Below are 15,415 nucleotides of genomic sequence, written 5' to 3'. Positions count from 1 at the left end.
CAACGCCACCGCATCGGCCTTGAACTCGGGCGGGTAATGCTTGTTCACCATGGTGTTCCAGGACTCCTGATCTCCCAGGACCATCACGATCCCAGGTTCAAGTGTCCAAGATCAGGGGGCAACTCCCGAGCTCCCCCGGGCGAGCGCAGCGAGCTGGCAAACAGAGTAGCGGTCGCTGTCGTGTGAGCTTAGTCTCAGATGGTGGGCGTGTTGCACGGCCTGCTGGTGGCGGGCGTCATTGGGCTTATTGCCGTGGCGCCCTGTCTGGTTTGTGCGCTGCTCATGTCCGCCGATGAGATGATGTATCGGGCCGGAGAGGCCATCCGGGGGTGGGGGCCCTGGAGGCGGCGGAAGGAACGGCGCCAGCGGGGGTCCGAGCTCGGCGGGCGGTGGTCGCGCACGCGGCTCGGGCGGCGGTGGCAGCTCAGTCGCGTCGGGCGCGGGATCGACGAAGTCGCCCATGCTCGGGCGATGCGGGCCATCGGGCCGCCGATCGAGCAGGTGGCAGGGGATCTGCGGCGGCTCAACCGGCTGCGGGAGAGCGTCGCCACGCGGTCGCGGGTCTGGTATGTCGCGGTGCAGGAAGCGTACGACGAAGGGCTGGGCATCGCGTGCGCGCAGCTGGGGGTCGAGGAGCACCTCGGGGAGCTGGCCGGGGTGGATCTCGAGCTCGAGCGGCTGCGAGTCGAAGGGGAGCTGCAGAGGGCCGGGCTCGTGTTGCGCAACGCGGGGGCCCAGCAGCGTTGAGGGGAAGAGCGCACAGGCGTTGAGGGTGTTCATGGCGGCCTACCCGCCGCAGGACGTGCGGGAGCACTTCAAGAGCATGGTCGACGGGCTTGCCGTCGCGCGGCCGCGGGAGAGGTCGGTTCGGCTGCATTCGGCCGAGCGATGGCATCTGACCGTGGCGTTCATCGGGGACGTCGAGCAGCCGGACGAAGCCGTTGCGGCGCTCGACGAGATCAAGAATGCCGCGGCCTTTACCGTGCGGATCGCCGGCGGGAAGACCTTGGGGCGGGGGCAGTTCCGGCATCTGGTGGCGCAGCTGGAGAGCGACGGGCTCGAGCCGTTCGGGCGGGCCGTGCGGCGGGCGCTCAAGCGGCACCGGCTGCCGTACGACCGGCGGCCCTGGCAGCCGCACGTCACGATCGCGCGGCCCGGTGAGGTGCTCAGCCGCGAGGAGCTGGGCGGGGACCTGGACACGCTCGCGGCCTACCGCGGGCCGCTCTGGCGCGTCGACGAGATCCGCCTGATGCGCAGCCAACTCGGTCCCAAGCCCGAGTATGAAACGGTCGCGGCCGTGGCGCTCGCGTAAGCGCCACGGCCACAATCAGTGCAGCAGACCGCTACCAGGCCCAGGCCTCGGGGCCGGCGCCGCCCTTGCCGACCGGCGGGAACAGCTCGTCGAGCCGGTCCAGGGTCGCCTGGTCGAGGGTCAGCTCCAGCGTGCCGAGCGTGCTGTCCAGCTGCTCGATCGTGCGCGGGCCGATGATCGGGGCGGTGACGCCGTCCTGCGCGAGCAGCCAGGCCAGCGCCAGGTTGGACGGGTCGGTGCCCAGCTCGGCGGCGAGCTTCTCGAACGCCTCCAGCGACGAGCGGTTCTTCTCCAGGTCGTCGGCCGCGCGGCCCTCGGCGGTGCGGGCGGCCGAGCCGGCGGCGAGCTTGGCCAGGGCGCCGCTGAGCAGGCCGCCGTGCAGCGGGGACCACGGGATCACGCCGAGGCCGTACTGCCGGGCGGCCGGCAGGACCTCCAGCTCCACCGTGCGGGCCATGAGGTTGTAGATGCACTGCTCGGCGACCAGGCCGAGGAAGTGCCGGGCCTTCGCCGACTCCTGGGCCGCGGCGATGTGCCAGCCCGCGAAGTTGGACGACCCGACGTACAACACCTTCCCCTGCGCGACGAGGACCTCCATCGCCTGCCAGATCTCCTCCCACGGCGTGGTCCGGGAGATGTGGTGCATCTGGTACAGGTCGATGTAGTCGGTCTGCAACCGCTTGAGCGAGGCGTTGCACTCGGTGATGATGTGGCGCGCGGAGAGGCCCTGGCCGTTGGGCCAGTCGGACATGCGGCCGTAGACCTTGGTCGCGAGCACCACCTTCTCGCGCCGGCCGCCGCCCTGCGCGAACCAGTTGCCGAGGATGCCCTCGGTGACGCCCTCGCCGAGCTTCCAGCCGTAGACGTTGGCGGTGTCGAAGAAGTTGATGCCGTGCTCCAGCGCGCGGTCCATGATCGCGAAGCTGTCCGGCTCGGTGGTCTTCGGGCCGAAGTTCATGGTGCCCAGGCACAGGCGGCTGACGAGCAGGCCGGTCCGGCCGAGGTTGGTGTACTCCATGCACACCAACCTATTACGAGGTCTCCCGGGCCGCGGGAGCGCCACCGAAGAGCACGTCGTCCCAGCTGGGCAGGCGCTTGCGCGGCTTCTCGGCCGTGGCCGAAGGCTGCTCGACGGCGGCCGCCGCCGACGCGGTGTTGCGCCGCGGGCGCAGCACGGCCAGCGACGGCACGGCCGGGACCTCCTTGGCCTGCTCGCCGCCGTCGTCGTCGAACGGCGAGCGGCCGATGAGCGCGGCCGCGCCACGGGCCCGGTTTTCGTGCTTGACCGGCGGCGGCGTCACGACGGGCTCGTCGGACGGGCCGGCGCCGAGCGGGCGGTCGAGCGAGGCGAGCAGCGCGTCGCGGCCGGCCCGGATCGGGTCGGGGCCGAGGCCACGGCCGCCGGGGCGGCGCTCCGGCGTGGCCGGGCGGATCGGCTCGTGGCCGCCGCTGCGCACGGCGTCGGTGCGCAGGCCCAGGTCGCCGCGGCTGGTCTCGCCGCGCAGGGGCATCTGCCGCTCGGGCGCGGGCGGCTCCTGGCCGAGGATGGCCGGGCCGCGCTCGGTGCAGAGATACTGCGCCATGTCGTCGTGCGGCGCCACGAGCTGGCGGGCCTTGTCCAGCTCCCAGACGGCCTGCGCGGTCGCCTTGCCGCTGGGCCAGGTCGCGGTGATCCGCCAGGTGCCGTCCTCGCGCCGATACGCGTCCCAGGAGATCTTCTCGGTGTCGATGCCGTGCTGGCCGAGGCGGGTGTCGACGACCTCGGCCAGGGACGAGCCCCGCTCCGAGGTCTTCAGCCGGGTGCGCCGGGCGTGCTGCGCGAGCATCGCGCGCTCCTGCAGGACCGGGCCCGCGTAGCGCAGGACCCGGTCCACGGGCACGCCGGCGACCCGCGCGACCTCCTCGGCCGACTCGCCGGAGCGAATACGTGCCTGGATGTCACGCGGGGCGAGCTGCGAGGCACCGGTCTCGACGGTGCTGGTCGGGTGGCTGTGGTCGGGGCGCAGCGCGCTGTGGACGCGTTCGTCGATGGGCAGCGCAAGCAGGCGCCCAACCTCGTCGGCCAGGACGAACGCCTGACCGTCCTCCGAGAGGGCGACGAATCGCACAGGCCGCATCGCGTGCCTCCGTCCCACCCGCACCAGGCGCCAACGGCCGGCGCCTTCTGGTCACAGTACGGCAACCCTAGCTGGAACTACGTGCGCCGCGCCGACAGAAACGCCGATCCGACCAGATCAGAGGCGCTCGATGACGTAGTCGATGCAGACGGTGAGCGCCTCGACGTCCGCGGGGTCGACGCCCGGGAACATCGCGATGCGCAGCTGGTTGCGACCCAGCTTGCGGTACGGCTCGGTGTCCACGATCCCGTTCGCGCGCAGCGCCTTCGAGATCGCGGTCGCGTCGATCGACGCGTCGAAGTCGATCGTGCCGACGACGTTGGAGCGCACGGCCGCGTCGGTGACGAACGGCGTGGCGACCGCGGAGCGCTCGGCCCAGCCGTACAGGATGGCGGCCGACTCCTCGCTGCGCTTGGCGGCGAAGGACAGGCCGCCGCCGGCGAGCATCCAGTCCACCTGCTCGGCGGCGAGGAAGATCGTGGCCAGCGCCGGGGTGTTGTACGTCTGCTCGAGCCGCGAGTTGTCGATGGCGGTCTGCAGGTCGAAGAAGTCCGGGATGTACCGGCCGGACTCCTTGATCTCCGCGACGCGCGCGATGGCGGCGGGCGACATGAGCGCGATCCACAGCCCGCCGTCGGAGCCGAAGCCCTTCTGCGGCGCGAAGTAGTACACGTCGGTCTGGCTCACGTCGACGTCGAGGCCGCCGGCGCCCGACGTGGCGTCGGTCAGGTGCAGGGCGCCCTCGTCGGTGCCGGCGAGGCGCTGCACCGGCACCGCGACGCCGGTCGAGGTCTCGTTGTGCGGCGAGCAGTACGCGTCGATGCCCTCTTCGGCGCGCAGGAACGCGCCGGTGCCGGGCTCGGCCTTGATCACGGTCGGCTCGCCGAGGAACGGCGCCTTCTTGGCGGCCGAGGCGAACTTGGCGCCGAACTCGCCGAAGCTGGCGAACTGGGCCCGGTCGCGGATCAGGCCGAAGACCGCGATCTCCCAGAACGCGGTGCTGCCGCCGTTGCCGAGCACGACCTCGTAGCCCTCGGGCAGGCTGAACAGGTCCGCGATGCCGCGGCGCAGCCGGGCGACCTCGTCGCGGACCGGCTTCTGCCGGTGGCTGGTGCCCATCCAGCTCTTGGCCACCGCCGCGAGCGCCTGCACCCCCTCGGGCCGCACCTTGCTCGGGCCGGAGCCGAAGCGTCCGTCGGCGGGCTTGATGTCGTCGGGGATGCGGATTTCAGCCATGTGAGTACTCCGGGATGCGGCGGGGCGTGGCGGGTACCTCGCGGATCCTGCCACCTACCCCGCCGTAACCCGGCGAAAAATCGAGCGCGACGCGACGAGCGTCACACGCCGTGCGGAATGCGGTCCCAGCCTTCGACGTCCTGCGGCTTGCGCGGGGCCGGGCCGACGTACTTGGCCGACGGGCGGACCAGCCGGCCCAGCTCCTTCTGCTCCAGGATGTGCGCGCTCCAGCCCGCGACGCGGGCGCAGGTGAACATCGAGGTGAACATGTGGGCGGGCACCTCGGCGAAGTCGAGCACCACGGCCGACCAGAACTCGACGTTGGTGGCCAGCACCCGGTCGGGCCGGCGGGCGTGCAGCTCCTCGAGCGCGGCCTTCTCCAGCGCCTCGGCGACCTGGAAGCGCGGCGCGCCGAGCTCCTTCGCCGTGCGCCGCAGGACGCGGGCGCGGGGGTCCTCGGCGCGGTACACCCGGTGCCCGAAGCCCATCAAGCGCTCACCGCGGTCGAGGACGCTCTTGACGTACCCCTCGGCGTCACCACTGCGCTCGACGGCCTCGATCATCCCGAGGACGCGCGACGGCGCGCCGCCGTGCAGCGGGCCGGACAGGGCGCCGATGCCGGAGGAGATGCAGGCGGCCGCGTCGGCGCCCGTGGAGGCGACCACGCGGGTGGTGAAGGTGGAGGCGTTCATGCCGTGCTCGGCGGCGGAGATGAAGTAGGCGTCCACGGCCTTGACGTGGCGCGGGTCGGGATCGCCCCGCCAGCGGCGCATGAACCGCTCGACGATGGTCTCGGCCTTGTCGATCTCCTTCTGCGGTACCGCGGGAAGACCGAGGCCACGGGCGGCCTGCGCGACGAAGGAGAGCGCGGTGACGCTGACCCGGGCGAGGTCCTCGCGCGCCTGCGGGGTCTCGATGTCGAGCAGCTGGCCAAGGCCCCAGTAGGGCGCCAGCATCGCGACGGCGGACTGCACGTCCACTCGGATGTCACCCGAGTGCACCGGCACCGGGAACGGCTCGGCCGGCGGCAGGCCAGGCCCGAACTTCCCGTCGACCAGGAGCGCCCAAACGTTGCCGAAGGACACCTGGCCGATGAGATCCTCGATGTCGACGCCGCGATAGCGCAGCGCGCCGCCTTCCTTGTCGGGCTCCGCGATCTCGGATTCGAAGGCGATCACGCCCTCGAGTCCCGGCTTGAAATCGGACATCACGCACTCCTGCTGAAATCGGGGTGTCGGCTTCGGCTCCCTGACATCTTCACCCCGGGGCGTGGCGGCTGCCGACTGAACGGTGGCTCAGATGTGTCCTGCATGACACATCTTCACGCATATGCGATCGCCGGAGGAAGGATGTGAGCGTGAGACCCAGCACATCACCGCAAGATTTGTCGCGCATGCGGACCGAGTACTCAGGCGAGTTGACGGAAGAAACGGTCGCCGAAAACTGGCTTGTGCAATTTGCCACGTGGTTCGCCGACGCGGTCGAGGCGGGCCTTCCGGAGCCCAACGCGATGCTGCTGGCCACCGCCTCCGCCGACGGCCGCCCGTCCGCGCGCACGGTGCTGCTCAAGGGCTACGACCAGCGCGGGTTCACGTTCTTCACGAACTACGGGTCCCGCAAGGGGCACGACCTGTCCGCGAATCCGCGGGCGACGCTCGTTTTCCCGTGGTACCACCTCCATCGTCAGGTGATCGTGAGCGGCGCGGTGCAGAAGGTGGCGCGCGAGGAGACCGAGGAGTACTTCGCGGTCCGGCCGCGCGGCGCCCAGCTCGGCGCGTGGGCGAGCCCGCAGTCGACGGTGATCGGGGCGCGGGCCGACCTCGAGGGCTGGCTGGAGGCCGCCGAGCGGCGCTTCGGCGACGGGCCGGTCGACGCGCCGCCGCACTGGGGCGGGTTCCGGGTCGCGCCCGACGAGGTCGAGTTCTGGCAGGGGCGGGAGAGCCGCCTGCACGACCGGCTGCGCTTCACCGGAGGCAAGATCGAGCGGCTCGCGCCGTGACGGCTGTTCAGGAGGAGAAAGAGACCACCTGGCTGCGCCGGCACGCGATCGACATCCGGCCGCTCCGGCACTCGGCGTACCGGCGAATCTTCATCGGTAATGCCGTGTCCTTCTTCGGCGTGCAGTTCACGGCCGTCGCGGTACCGGTGCAGGTCTACGCCATGACGAAGTCCGCGCTGTGGGTCGGCGTGTCGAGCTTCGTCGGCCTCGTGCCGCTCATCGTGTTCTCGATCTGGGGCGGCGCGATCGCCGACGCCTACGACCGGCGCAAGGTGCTGCTGGTCAGCTCGACCCTGATGTGGCTGACCACCCTCGGGCTACTCGTGCAGGCGGTGCTGCACCTGAACAACGCCTGGCTGATGCTCGTGCTGATCGCGGCCCAGTCGGCGGCCTTCGGCATCAACAGCCCGGTGCGGCAGGCCATCATCCCGGCCCTCGTCGGCCAGGAGGAGGTAGCCTCGGCCAACACGCTGGGCTTCACGGTGTCCAACGTGGCCGCGATCGGCGGGCCGGTCGGCGCCGGCATCGTGATCGCCGCGTTCGACTTCTCCGCCGCCTACGCCGTCGACGCCGCGCTGTTCACCGTCGTGCTGTGGGCCGCGCTGCGCCTGCCCCACCTGCCGCCGAGCGGCACCCGCGCCACGGCCGGCCTGCGCGACATCCGCGACGGGCTGCGCTTCCTGGCCGGGCACAAGCTCATCCTGCTCACCTTCGCCATCGACATCGCGGCGATGGTCCTGGCGATGCCCAAGGCGCTGTTCCCGGTCGTCGCCGACGAGCGCTTCGGGCAGGCATCGCTCGGTTGGTTGTACGCCTCCATCGCGATCGGCGCCGTCCTCGCCGGGCTGACGTCGGGCTGGATCGGGCGCGTGCACCGGCAGGGCATCGCGCTCGTGCTCGCGGTGATCGGCTGGGGGCTCGCCGTCGCCGCGGCGGGCGCGGTGCCGTGGCTGTGGGCGTGTGTAGCTTTCATGGCGCTGGCCGGCGCGGCCGACATGATCAGTGGGGTGTACCGCCAGACGGTGCTCCTCAGCGCCCCGGACGCGATGCGGGGGCGGCTGCAGGGCGTCTTCTTCGCCGTGGTCGCCGGAGGTCCACGTCTGGGTGACCTTCGGGCCGGCTCGGTGGCCGACGCGACCAGCGCGAGCTTCTCGTGGGTCAGCGGCGGGATCGCGGCCGCGGTGGTTGCGGTGCTCCTGGGGCTGACATTTCCCGTCCTCCTCCGCTACACCGACCCGACGCACTGACGATATTGTCGCGCCCATGGACACCGCCGCCTCCGCGCAGCTCTCGCACGCCCCTTCGGGTACACAGTGGACGATCCGTTCGGGCGGCCAGGAAGCCGTCATCGTCGAGGTGGGCGGGGGCGTACGCACCTTCACCGCCGACGGACGGGACGTCGTCGCCGGATTCGCCGAGCACGAGCACGCCGTCGGCAGCGCCGGGCAGGTGCTGGCGCCGTGGCCCAACCGCATCCGCGACGGGCAGTACGGGTTCGGCGGGGAGCACCGGCAGCTGCCGCTGACCGAGCCGGAGCGGCACAACGCCATCCACGGCCTGGTGAACTGGGCCCGCTGGCAGGTCGTCGACGAGCGCGCCGACAGCGTGACCGTCGCGCACGACCTGGTGCCGCAGCCGGGGTACCCCTGGCCGCTGCGCCTGCAGACCACGTGGTCGGTGAGCGAGGCCGGCCTGCGCGCCGAGCACGTCGTCACCAACACGGGCGACACGGTGGCGCCGTTCGGGCTCGCCACCCACCCGTACGTGCTCGTGCCCGGCGTGGCGGTCGACGAGCTGACCCTGCGCGTGCCGGCCCGCAGCCGGCTGCTCGTCGACGCCCGCCTGCTGCCGATCGGCGCGGCCCGGGTCGCGGGCACCGAGTACGACTTCACGGAGGGCCGCCGGCTCGGCGCGACCGTGCTCGACACGGCCTTCGGCGAGGTGGACACCGACGCCGACGGCGGTTCGCGGGTCGAGATCACCGCGCCCGACGGCCGCGGCGTGACCGTCTGGGCCGACGCGTCCTTCACCTGGTGGCAGGTGTACTCCTCCGACACCCTCCCCGCCGACCGGCTGCGCAAGGCGCTGGCCATCGAGCCGATGACCTGCCCGCCCGACGCGTTCCGCTCGGGTCGCGACGTGGTGAGCCTGGAGCCGGGTTCCAGCTGGCGAGGCACCTGGGGGATCCGCGCGATCTAGGCTGCACCTGTGGAGCTTTCCGAGGTGATCCGCCGGCGGCGGATGGTGCGCAACTACGACCCCGACCGTCCGGTGCCGGCGGAGCTCGTCGAGAAGCTGCTCGGCTACGCCGTGCACGCGCCCTCGGCGGGCTTCTCGCAGGGCTGGGAGTTCCTGCTGCTCGACACCCGCGCCGACGTCGAGCGCTTCTGGACCGCCACCACGCCCGAGGACAACCTGCCCTCGGGGTGGCTGGACGGCATGACCCGCGCGCCCGTCGTCGTCGTGCCGCTGAGCCACCGCGACGCCTACCTGGACCGCTACGCCCAGCCGGACAAGGGCTGGACCGACCGCGACGAGGCCCGCTGGCCGGTGCCCTACTGGCACATCGACACCGGGATGGCGAGCCTGCTCGTGCTGCTCGGCGCGGTGGACGAGGGCCTCGGCGCGTGCTTCTTCGGCATCACCCCGGATCGCATCCCGGCCTTCCGCGCCGAGTTCGGCGTGCCGGAGGCCTACACGCCGATCGGCGCCATGACCGTCGGCTACCGGGCGGTCGACAAGCGCTCGCCGTCTCTCAAGCGGGGCCGGCGGGAGTCGCCGAGCGTGACGCACCGGGGCCAATGGGGTAACCGATCCGATTCGTGACGGGGATTCTGTCGCACCCAGTCGGTACCCTGGCACGGTCAGGGGGGTGACGTTCATGATCTTCAAGGCGGTCCGCGACGGCCGGCCGTATCCGGAGCATGGGCTGACGCTGAAGCAGTGGTCCGAGATCCCGCCGCGGCAGGTCCGGCTCGACCAGCTCATCACCACCAAGCGTGAGCTGGCGCTGGACAAGCTGCTGGCGGAGGACTCGACGTTCTACGGCGACCTGTTCCCGCACGTGGTGGAGTGGGAGGGCGGCCTCTACCTGGAGGACGGTCTCCACCGCGCGCTGCGCCGGGCGCTGTTGCAGCACACGACCATTCATGCCCGGGTGTTCCAGGCCTCAACGCTGCAAACCTGAACGCTTACTCTGGGGGCGTGACGACGCCGACACGCCCCTTGGACCTGCTCGACACCGACGGCCTGCACTCCGAGGAGGAGCTGGCGATCCGTGGCGTGGTGCGCCGCGTGGTCGACGACCACGTCCGGCCCTACGTCGCGGAGTGGTATGAGCGCGGCCAGGTCCCGGTCCGCGAGCTGGCCCGGGAGCTGGCCAAGGTCGGGCTGCTCGGCATGCACCTGCACGGCTACGGCTGCGCCGGTGCCAGCGCCGTCGCATACGGCCTGGCCTGCCTGGAGCTGGAGGCCGGCGACTCCGGGGTGCGCAGCCTCGTGTCGGTGCAGGGGTCGCTGGCGATGTTCGCGATCCACAAGTACGGCTCCGACGAGCAGAAGGACGAGTGGCTGCCGCGCATGGCGGCGGGCGAGGCGATCGGCTGCTTCGGGCTGACCGAGCCCGACCACGGCTCCGACCCGGCGTCGATGACCACCCGGGCCCGCCGCGACGGCGACGACTGGGTGCTCTCCGGCGGCAAGATGTGGATCACCAACGCGCCGGTGGCCGACGTCGCCGTCGTGTGGGCGCGCACCGACGAGGGCATCAGCGGTTTTGCGGTACCGATGGACACCCCCGGCGTCTCGACCCGCGAAGTGCACCACAAGCTCTCGCTGCGGGCCTCCTGCACCGGGCAGATCTTCCTCGACGACGTGCGCCTGCCGGCCTCGGCCCAGCTGCCCCTCGCGCGGGGCCTCAAGGCGCCCCTGTCGTGCCTCACGGAGGCGCGGTACGGGATCGTGTGGGGCGCGCTGGGCGCCGCCCGTGACAGCCTCCACGCGGCTCTGGACTACGCCGGCGCACGGGAGCAGTTCGGCCGGCCGATCGCCGGGTTCCAGCTGACGCAGGCCAAGTTCGCCGACGCCGCGGTCGAGCTGCAGAAGGGCTACCTGCTGGCGCTGCACATCGGCCGGCTCGCCGACGCGGGCACGCGCCGGCCCGAGCAGGTCAGCGTCGGCAAGCTCAACAACGTGCGGGAGGCGCTCGCGATCGCCCGGCAGTGCCGCACGATCCTCGGCGCCAACGGCATCAGCGCGGAGTATCCGGTGATGCGCCACGCCGCCAACCTCGAGACGGTGCTCACGTACGAGGGAACCTCGGAGATCCATCAGCTGGTCATCGGGCAGGCCCTCACCGGTCTCGCCGCTTTCGGATGATCTCTCCTCCCGTGCTTGGCTGATCTCTCCTCCCGTGCTCGGCTGAGATCGACTCGCGACGCTTTACTGCGCCCCTTAACGTTGACGGGAAGAAGATCCCTCCATCAACGGAGTCGAGCATGGGCGACAACGAAGAATCGAAGACCTCCGAGTACCTGGAGGTCACGTCCGGTGCCGGCAAGTGGGATCCGGAGATCGGAGACCCGATCGACCCGCCGAAGGCGATCGAGGGCAAGGTCGTCGAGCGCGAGCCCATTGTCGTGCCGGTCAAGCAGGGCGGCGGCGCGATGCGCGGCCTCTTCTGGCTCGTGGCCACGATCGGCCTGGTCGTCGCGCTGGTGCTGGGCGCCAAGACCATCGGGCTCTTCCCGGGCCTGAAGAACCCGTTCGCGCAGGAGCAGACGGACCGCAGCGGGCCGGCGCTGCTCAAGTCGGTGCAGGACCTCAACCAGTTCGTCGCGGCCGAGGGCAACTTCCAGGTCATCGTCGACGTCCAGAAGGATCGGAAGTACATTCCGGACTTCCTGCTCAATGAGCGCATTCTGTTCGTGGCGGCGGGTTCGGTCGAGGTGTACGTCGACTTCTCGGCCATCGGCCAGGGCGCGGTCAAGGAGTCGGAGGATCGCCGCACGGCCGAGATCAACCTGCCTGCTCCGCAGCTGCGGCCGGTGCGCATCGACAACGACCACAGCTACGTCTACCAAGAGGATCGCGGGGTCTTCAACCGCATCGGCGACGCGTTCAGTTCGGATCCGAACCGTCTGCAGGAGGTTTACAAGCTCGCCGAGCAGAAGATCGGCGACGCCGCCAAGGACGCTGGCCTGCAGAAACGTGCCGAGGACAACACCCGCAAGATGCTCCAGCAGTTCCTGGCCGCCCTGGGGTACACATCGGTGACGGTGAACTTCCCCGCGGGCTGATTTACGCCCTGAACTGCAAGGTTCCATAACAGTAGTTGCGCGGTAACACGCCGAACACTGGTCATTTACCCGATGGACCAACTTGCGTGCGCCTCATCACAGTATTTGACTCGGGGTAACTGGCCGATCCGCGAATTGCTGACCTGGGGCGGAGGTGACGGTGGCTACCGTCGCGCTCAAAGATGTGATGAAGGTGTTCGCCGACGGCACCGTTGCCGTCGACCGTGTGAACCTGGACGTTGGCCAGGGCGAGTTCATGGTGCTGCTCGGTCCCAGCGGCTGTGGCAAGTCGACGCTGCTGCGCATGGTGGCCGGCCTGGAGGACCCCACCTCCGGTGCCATCATCATGGACGGCGAGCTGGCCAACGACCTCCCGCCGCGGGAGCGTGGGGTCGCGATGGTGTTCCAGGACTTCGCGCTGTATCCGCATATGACCGTCGGCGAGAACATCGGCTTCCCCCTGCGGCTGTCCGGCATCGAGCCGGAGCCGCGGGCCGAGCAGGTCGCCGAGGTGGCAAGCGCCCTGGGCATCGGTGACGTGCTCGCGCGCAAGCCCGGGCAGCTCTCCGGTGGCCAGCGCCAGCGGGTCGCGATGGGGCGGGCCATCGTGCGCCGCCCGAAGCTCTTCCTGATGGACGAGCCGCTGTCCAACCTGGACAGTGGCCTGCGTGCCGAGCTGCGGGCCGAGATCTCCGGCCTCGTCCGCGAGCTCGGCGTCACCACGATCTACGTCACGCACGACCAGGCCGAGGCGCTCACCATGGCCGACCGGGTCGCGATCCTTCGCAAGGGCGTCCTGCAGGACGTGGGGACGCCGACGCAGGTGTACGGGCGGCCGGCAACGCTCTATGTCGCCGCCTTCCTCGGCAGCCCGCGGATGAACCTGCTCGAGGCCGAGGTGTACGTCCACCTCGACCGGCACATCGCGCTGCACATGGGCGACCAGGTGCTGCACCTGCCCTGGAACGACCTCCGCTCGCGACAGGTCGCTCACTTCCACGGCGAGCGCATCGTCATCGGGGTCCGGGCGGAGGCGTTGACCCCGGTGCCGGACTCGACCACGGGCGACGTTCTCCGGGGCCGCATCCGGTACCTCGAGCACCACGGCCACGAGTCGCTGGCGTTCCTCGACATCGGGGCGACCGCCGTGATCGTCGACGAGATCGGCAAGCCGCCGACCGACATCCCGATCAACGGTGGCGGCCTGCGCCGGTTCGTCTCCAAGATCACCGGTCGCGGTGGCGAGGAGGAGCTCGTCGGCGCCGGCGTCAACGGCCGCGGCGGCACCCAGCGCCGCCAGGCCAACCGCGAGAGCGTGCTGAGCGACCCCGGTCGCCACCACCGTCGCCCCGCGGAGCTCGCCGTGCGCCTCGCGCCCTACCCGAATGTCACGCACGGTCATCCCTTGACCGTCGCTGTGCGCATGGAGGCACTGCACTTTTTCGACGAAAGGGGACAACGCATCGACGTGGGGTGGCGTTAAGTGACGCACGTCGCTTAACCTGCGCCGATGGCGGCCTACGGTGAGTCCGGTAAGGGATTGCTCATCATCGAGCGAATCCTGCGCGATCGCGAGGGAATCTGGCGGCAGATCGGCGAAGAGCGCGATCTGGGCAAGCTGACCAAGCAGATGCTGTACAGCTCCGTGGTGGCACTGGCCTGCTACGGAGCTGTACTTGGCGCGTCCAGCAGCGTTGCACAGTCGGCATTGTCGGCCGTCAAGCTCCCGCTGCTGTTCCTCATGACGCTGGCGATCTGCCTTCCGACCCTTTATCTGTTCAATCTCGTCTTCGGCGCGCGCCTGCAGGTGAAGCAGGCGCTGGCGCTGGTCATGGTGACCATCACCGTCACGTCGGTGCTGTCGCTGGCCTTCGCCCCGATCAGCCTGTTCTTCCTCATCACCGCGTTCAGCTACGAGTTCTACAAGATTCTCAACGTCGCGATCCTCACGATGACCGCGTTCGTCGGCCTGCGCTTCCTGACCAGCGGCATGCGGTCCCTCAACGAGCACACGGCGGCGATCGCGGCGGCCCGCCGTGCGGAGCGGGAGCGCCAGGAGCGCGAGGAGGCGGCGGCGCTGGCCGCGCTGTCGGCCCCCGAGGAGTCCGCCGACGCTCCCGTGTCACCCGCGCCGGCACTCGTCGCAGCCGACGCACCTGCCGCTGAGGCTGTGGCGGCCGTTGCGCCCGTGTCCGCCGTTCCCGTGTCCGCGGCGCCCGTGGCGGTCTCCACGCCCGCAAACGGCCTCGTGTCGACCGTCGTGGTGCCGCCCGTCCCGCCGCTGGCGCCGGGTCAGCCGCTGCTGATGCCGGACGGCCGGACGGTGTATCCGGTGGTGCCCTACCCGCAGCCCATCCCGCCGATGCACGCGGTGCCGCGCCCCGCACCGCCGCAGCTGGCCCCCGGCGAGCGCCCGGCCAGCATGACCCTGCTCAACGTGTGGATCCTGCTGTTCGGCTTCGTCGGCACGCAGCTGGCCTGGACACTGCGCCCGTTCGTCGGCGCCCCGGGCGAGCCGTTCCAGGTCTTCCGCAAGATCGAGGGCAACTTCTACGTCGACATCGTCCGGGCGATCGGCGACCTCTTCACCTGATCCCGCTCGTGGCTACTGGCCGGTAACATCACCGGTCATGAGCATTGATTCGAAGGCCATGGCGCTCGGCCTGACGTCGGCAGTCCCGTTCGCGCGCACCGTAGGCATCGAGATCGCCGAGGTGAGCGCGGACGGCGACGACGTGCGGGCCGTCGCCACGCTCCCGGACGAGGAGCGCCTGCACAACCACGTGGCGGGCCCGCACGCGGGCGCCCTGTTCGCCTTGGGCGAGACGGCGTCGGGCGCGGTCGTGATGGCCGCGTTCGCCCCGCACCTGGCTCTGGGCACCCCTCTGGCCGTGCGCGCCGACATCGCGTACGCGAAGCTCGCCCTCGGCCCGGTCCGCGCCACCGCGACGCTGGGCCGCCCGGTCGCGGAGGTCATCGACGAGCTGACTCGCGGCGGCCGGCCCGAGTTCCCGGTCACGGTCGAGATCACCCGCGCCGATGGCGCCGTGACCACCACGATGACGGTCGTCTGGACGATCCGCCCGAACCGCTGAGGTCGCGGCGTCTCCTTCGTCGCGCGTTGTCTTGGTCTGGCTGGCGCGCGTCCGTTTGGGGCGCGCGCCGGCGGCCGTGGTGGTTCGCTCGTCCGGCTGTGCTTACGCCTCCGCGCGGACCTCCGCACTTGCGGCTGCCTCGCGCCCCCCGCGCCTCCCAGCGCCCCTGCTTCCGCCCCCGCGCGCCGTGCGCCTCGCGCCCCGCCCCGCGCATCCCGGGCCCCGCCCGGGTCCTGCGCGCCTGCGCCTCGCGCCCTGCGCGCCTGCGCCTCGCGCCCTGCGCGCCTGCGCCTCGCGCCCTGCGCGCCTGCGCCTCGCGCCCTGCGCGCCTGCGCCTCGCGCCCTGCGCGCCTGCGCCT

Annotated in this window: 16 protein-coding genes; 12 read left to right on the top strand and 4 right to left on the bottom strand. The window is 71.0% G+C overall.

Going from position 1 to position 15,415, the window contains the following annotated elements; translation table 11 throughout:
* Positions 1 to 471: 471 nt before the first annotated feature.
* Both ABD901_RS56935 and thpR read left to right on the top strand, forming a co-directional pair.
* Positions 472 to 747: a hypothetical protein gene (locus ABD901_RS56935; RefSeq protein ID WP_345144461.1), complete on the top strand. Its 276-nt coding sequence runs from the start codon at positions 472 to 474 to the stop codon at positions 745 to 747.
* Positions 748 to 778: 31 nt separating this feature from the next.
* Positions 779 to 1,312, top strand: a complete 534-nt coding sequence (thpR, locus tag ABD901_RS56930) for an RNA 2',3'-cyclic phosphodiesterase (protein WP_345144459.1) — start codon at positions 779 to 781, stop codon at positions 1,310 to 1,312.
* A 31-nt stretch (positions 1,313 to 1,343) separates the two neighbouring features.
* On the opposite strand, the gene ABD901_RS56925 is transcribed toward thpR, so the two are convergent.
* From ABD901_RS56925 to ABD901_RS56910, 4 genes are all read right to left on the bottom strand, one after another.
* Complete coding sequence (locus tag ABD901_RS56925) at positions 1,344 to 2,330, bottom strand: aldo/keto reductase (RefSeq protein WP_345144457.1); 987 nt, start codon at positions 2,328 to 2,330, stop codon at positions 1,344 to 1,346.
* 13 nt (positions 2,331 to 2,343) lie between these two features.
* Complete coding sequence (sepH, locus tag ABD901_RS56920) at positions 2,344 to 3,429, bottom strand: septation protein SepH (protein ID WP_345144455.1); 1,086 nt, start codon at positions 3,427 to 3,429, stop codon at positions 2,344 to 2,346.
* A 117-nt stretch (positions 3,430 to 3,546) separates the two neighbouring features.
* Complete coding sequence (serC, locus tag ABD901_RS56915; RefSeq protein WP_345144453.1) at positions 3,547 to 4,665, bottom strand: phosphoserine transaminase; 1,119 nt, start codon at positions 4,663 to 4,665, stop codon at positions 3,547 to 3,549.
* 101 nt (positions 4,666 to 4,766) lie between these two features.
* On the bottom strand, positions 4,767 to 5,873 hold the full coding sequence (locus ABD901_RS56910; RefSeq protein ID WP_345144451.1) for a citrate synthase 2: 1,107 nt from the start codon (positions 5,871 to 5,873) through the stop codon (positions 4,767 to 4,769).
* A gap of 185 nt (positions 5,874 to 6,058) precedes the next feature.
* Here ABD901_RS56910 and pdxH point away from each other — a divergent pair, with 185 nt between their 5' ends.
* The 10 genes from pdxH (at position 6,059) to ABD901_RS56860 (ending at position 15,056) form a co-directional block, all read left to right on the top strand.
* Positions 6,059 to 6,664, top strand: a complete 606-nt coding sequence (gene pdxH / locus ABD901_RS56905; RefSeq protein WP_345144448.1) for a pyridoxamine 5'-phosphate oxidase — start codon at positions 6,059 to 6,061, stop codon at positions 6,662 to 6,664.
* Positions 6,661 to 7,911, top strand: coding sequence for an MFS transporter (locus ABD901_RS56900; protein ID WP_345144447.1), 1,251 nt, complete (start codon positions 6,661 to 6,663; stop codon positions 7,909 to 7,911). The genes pdxH and ABD901_RS56900 overlap by 4 nt, the downstream gene beginning before the upstream one ends.
* 16 nt (positions 7,912 to 7,927) lie before the next feature.
* Entirely contained in the window at positions 7,928 to 8,863 is a 936-nt protein-coding gene (locus ABD901_RS56895) for an aldose 1-epimerase family protein (protein WP_345144445.1), read from the top strand.
* Positions 8,864 to 8,872: 9 nt separating this feature from the next.
* Positions 8,873 to 9,490 carry a nitroreductase family protein gene (locus ABD901_RS56890; RefSeq protein WP_345144443.1) on the top strand — a complete coding sequence of 206 codons (618 nt, stop codon included), beginning with the start codon at positions 8,873 to 8,875 and terminating at the stop codon, positions 9,488 to 9,490.
* 55 nt (positions 9,491 to 9,545) lie between these two features.
* Positions 9,546 to 9,851, top strand: a complete 306-nt coding sequence (locus tag ABD901_RS56885; protein ID WP_345144463.1) for a type II toxin-antitoxin system VapB family antitoxin — start codon at positions 9,546 to 9,548, stop codon at positions 9,849 to 9,851.
* Between the two features lie 17 nt (positions 9,852 to 9,868).
* The gene (locus ABD901_RS56880) at positions 9,869 to 11,041 is read left to right on the top strand and encodes an acyl-CoA dehydrogenase family protein (protein WP_345144441.1); all 1,173 of its coding nucleotides are present in this window, start codon (positions 9,869 to 9,871) and stop codon (positions 11,039 to 11,041) included.
* A gap of 119 nt (positions 11,042 to 11,160) precedes the next feature.
* A complete protein-coding gene (locus ABD901_RS56875) occupies positions 11,161 to 11,961 on the top strand; it encodes a DUF4230 domain-containing protein (RefSeq protein ID WP_345144439.1) in 801 nt (266 codons plus the stop codon).
* Between the two features lie 160 nt (positions 11,962 to 12,121).
* Positions 12,122 to 13,444, top strand: a complete 1,323-nt coding sequence (locus ABD901_RS56870) for an ABC transporter ATP-binding protein (RefSeq protein ID WP_345144437.1) — start codon at positions 12,122 to 12,124, stop codon at positions 13,442 to 13,444.
* Positions 13,445 to 13,471: 27 nt separating this feature from the next.
* Positions 13,472 to 14,554 (top strand): hypothetical protein, encoded by a 1,083-nt coding sequence (locus ABD901_RS56865; protein ID WP_345144435.1) that lies wholly within the window; start codon positions 13,472 to 13,474, stop codon positions 14,552 to 14,554.
* A gap of 37 nt (positions 14,555 to 14,591) precedes the next feature.
* Positions 14,592 to 15,056, top strand: a complete 465-nt coding sequence (locus ABD901_RS56860) for a DUF4442 domain-containing protein (RefSeq protein WP_345144433.1) — start codon at positions 14,592 to 14,594, stop codon at positions 15,054 to 15,056.
* The last annotated feature ends 359 nt before the right edge of the window (positions 15,057 to 15,415 follow it).

It is taken from the genome of Dactylosporangium darangshiense (assembly GCF_039537565.1).
Taxonomy (GTDB): domain Bacteria; phylum Actinomycetota; class Actinomycetes; order Mycobacteriales; family Micromonosporaceae; genus Dactylosporangium; species Dactylosporangium darangshiense.
Note: the sequence above shows the minus strand (reverse complement) of the source record. Positions and strands in the feature narration are given on the sequence as shown.

Bases quoted from the DNA above. Each gene is read 5' to 3' on its own strand.
- thpR (WP_345144459.1), top strand. From the start codon at position 779: ATGGCGGCCTACCCGCCGCAGGACGTGCGGGAGCACTTCAAGAGCATG.
- ABD901_RS56925 (WP_345144457.1), bottom strand. From the start codon at position 2,330: ATGGAGTACACCAACCTCGGCCGGACCGGCCTGCTCGTCAGCCGCCTG.
- pdxH (WP_345144448.1), top strand. From the start codon at position 6,059: ATGCGGACCGAGTACTCAGGCGAGTTGACGGAAGAAACGGTCGCCGAA.
- serC (WP_345144453.1), bottom strand. From the start codon at position 4,665: ATGGCTGAAATCCGCATCCCCGACGACATCAAGCCCGCCGACGGACGC.
- ABD901_RS56910 (WP_345144451.1), bottom strand. From the start codon at position 5,873: ATGTCCGATTTCAAGCCGGGACTCGAGGGCGTGATCGCCTTCGAATCC.
- ABD901_RS56860 (WP_345144433.1), top strand. From the start codon at position 14,592: ATGAGCATTGATTCGAAGGCCATGGCGCTCGGCCTGACGTCGGCAGTC.
- ABD901_RS56875 (WP_345144439.1), top strand. From the start codon at position 11,161: ATGGGCGACAACGAAGAATCGAAGACCTCCGAGTACCTGGAGGTCACG.
- sepH (WP_345144455.1), bottom strand. From the start codon at position 3,429: ATGCGGCCTGTGCGATTCGTCGCCCTCTCGGAGGACGGTCAGGCGTTC.
- ABD901_RS56865 (WP_345144435.1), top strand. From the start codon at position 13,472: ATGGCGGCCTACGGTGAGTCCGGTAAGGGATTGCTCATCATCGAGCGA.
- ABD901_RS56895 (WP_345144445.1), top strand. From the start codon at position 7,928: ATGGACACCGCCGCCTCCGCGCAGCTCTCGCACGCCCCTTCGGGTACA.
- ABD901_RS56935 (WP_345144461.1), top strand. From the start codon at position 472: ATGCGGGCCATCGGGCCGCCGATCGAGCAGGTGGCAGGGGATCTGCGG.
- ABD901_RS56885 (WP_345144463.1), top strand. From the start codon at position 9,546: ATGATCTTCAAGGCGGTCCGCGACGGCCGGCCGTATCCGGAGCATGGG.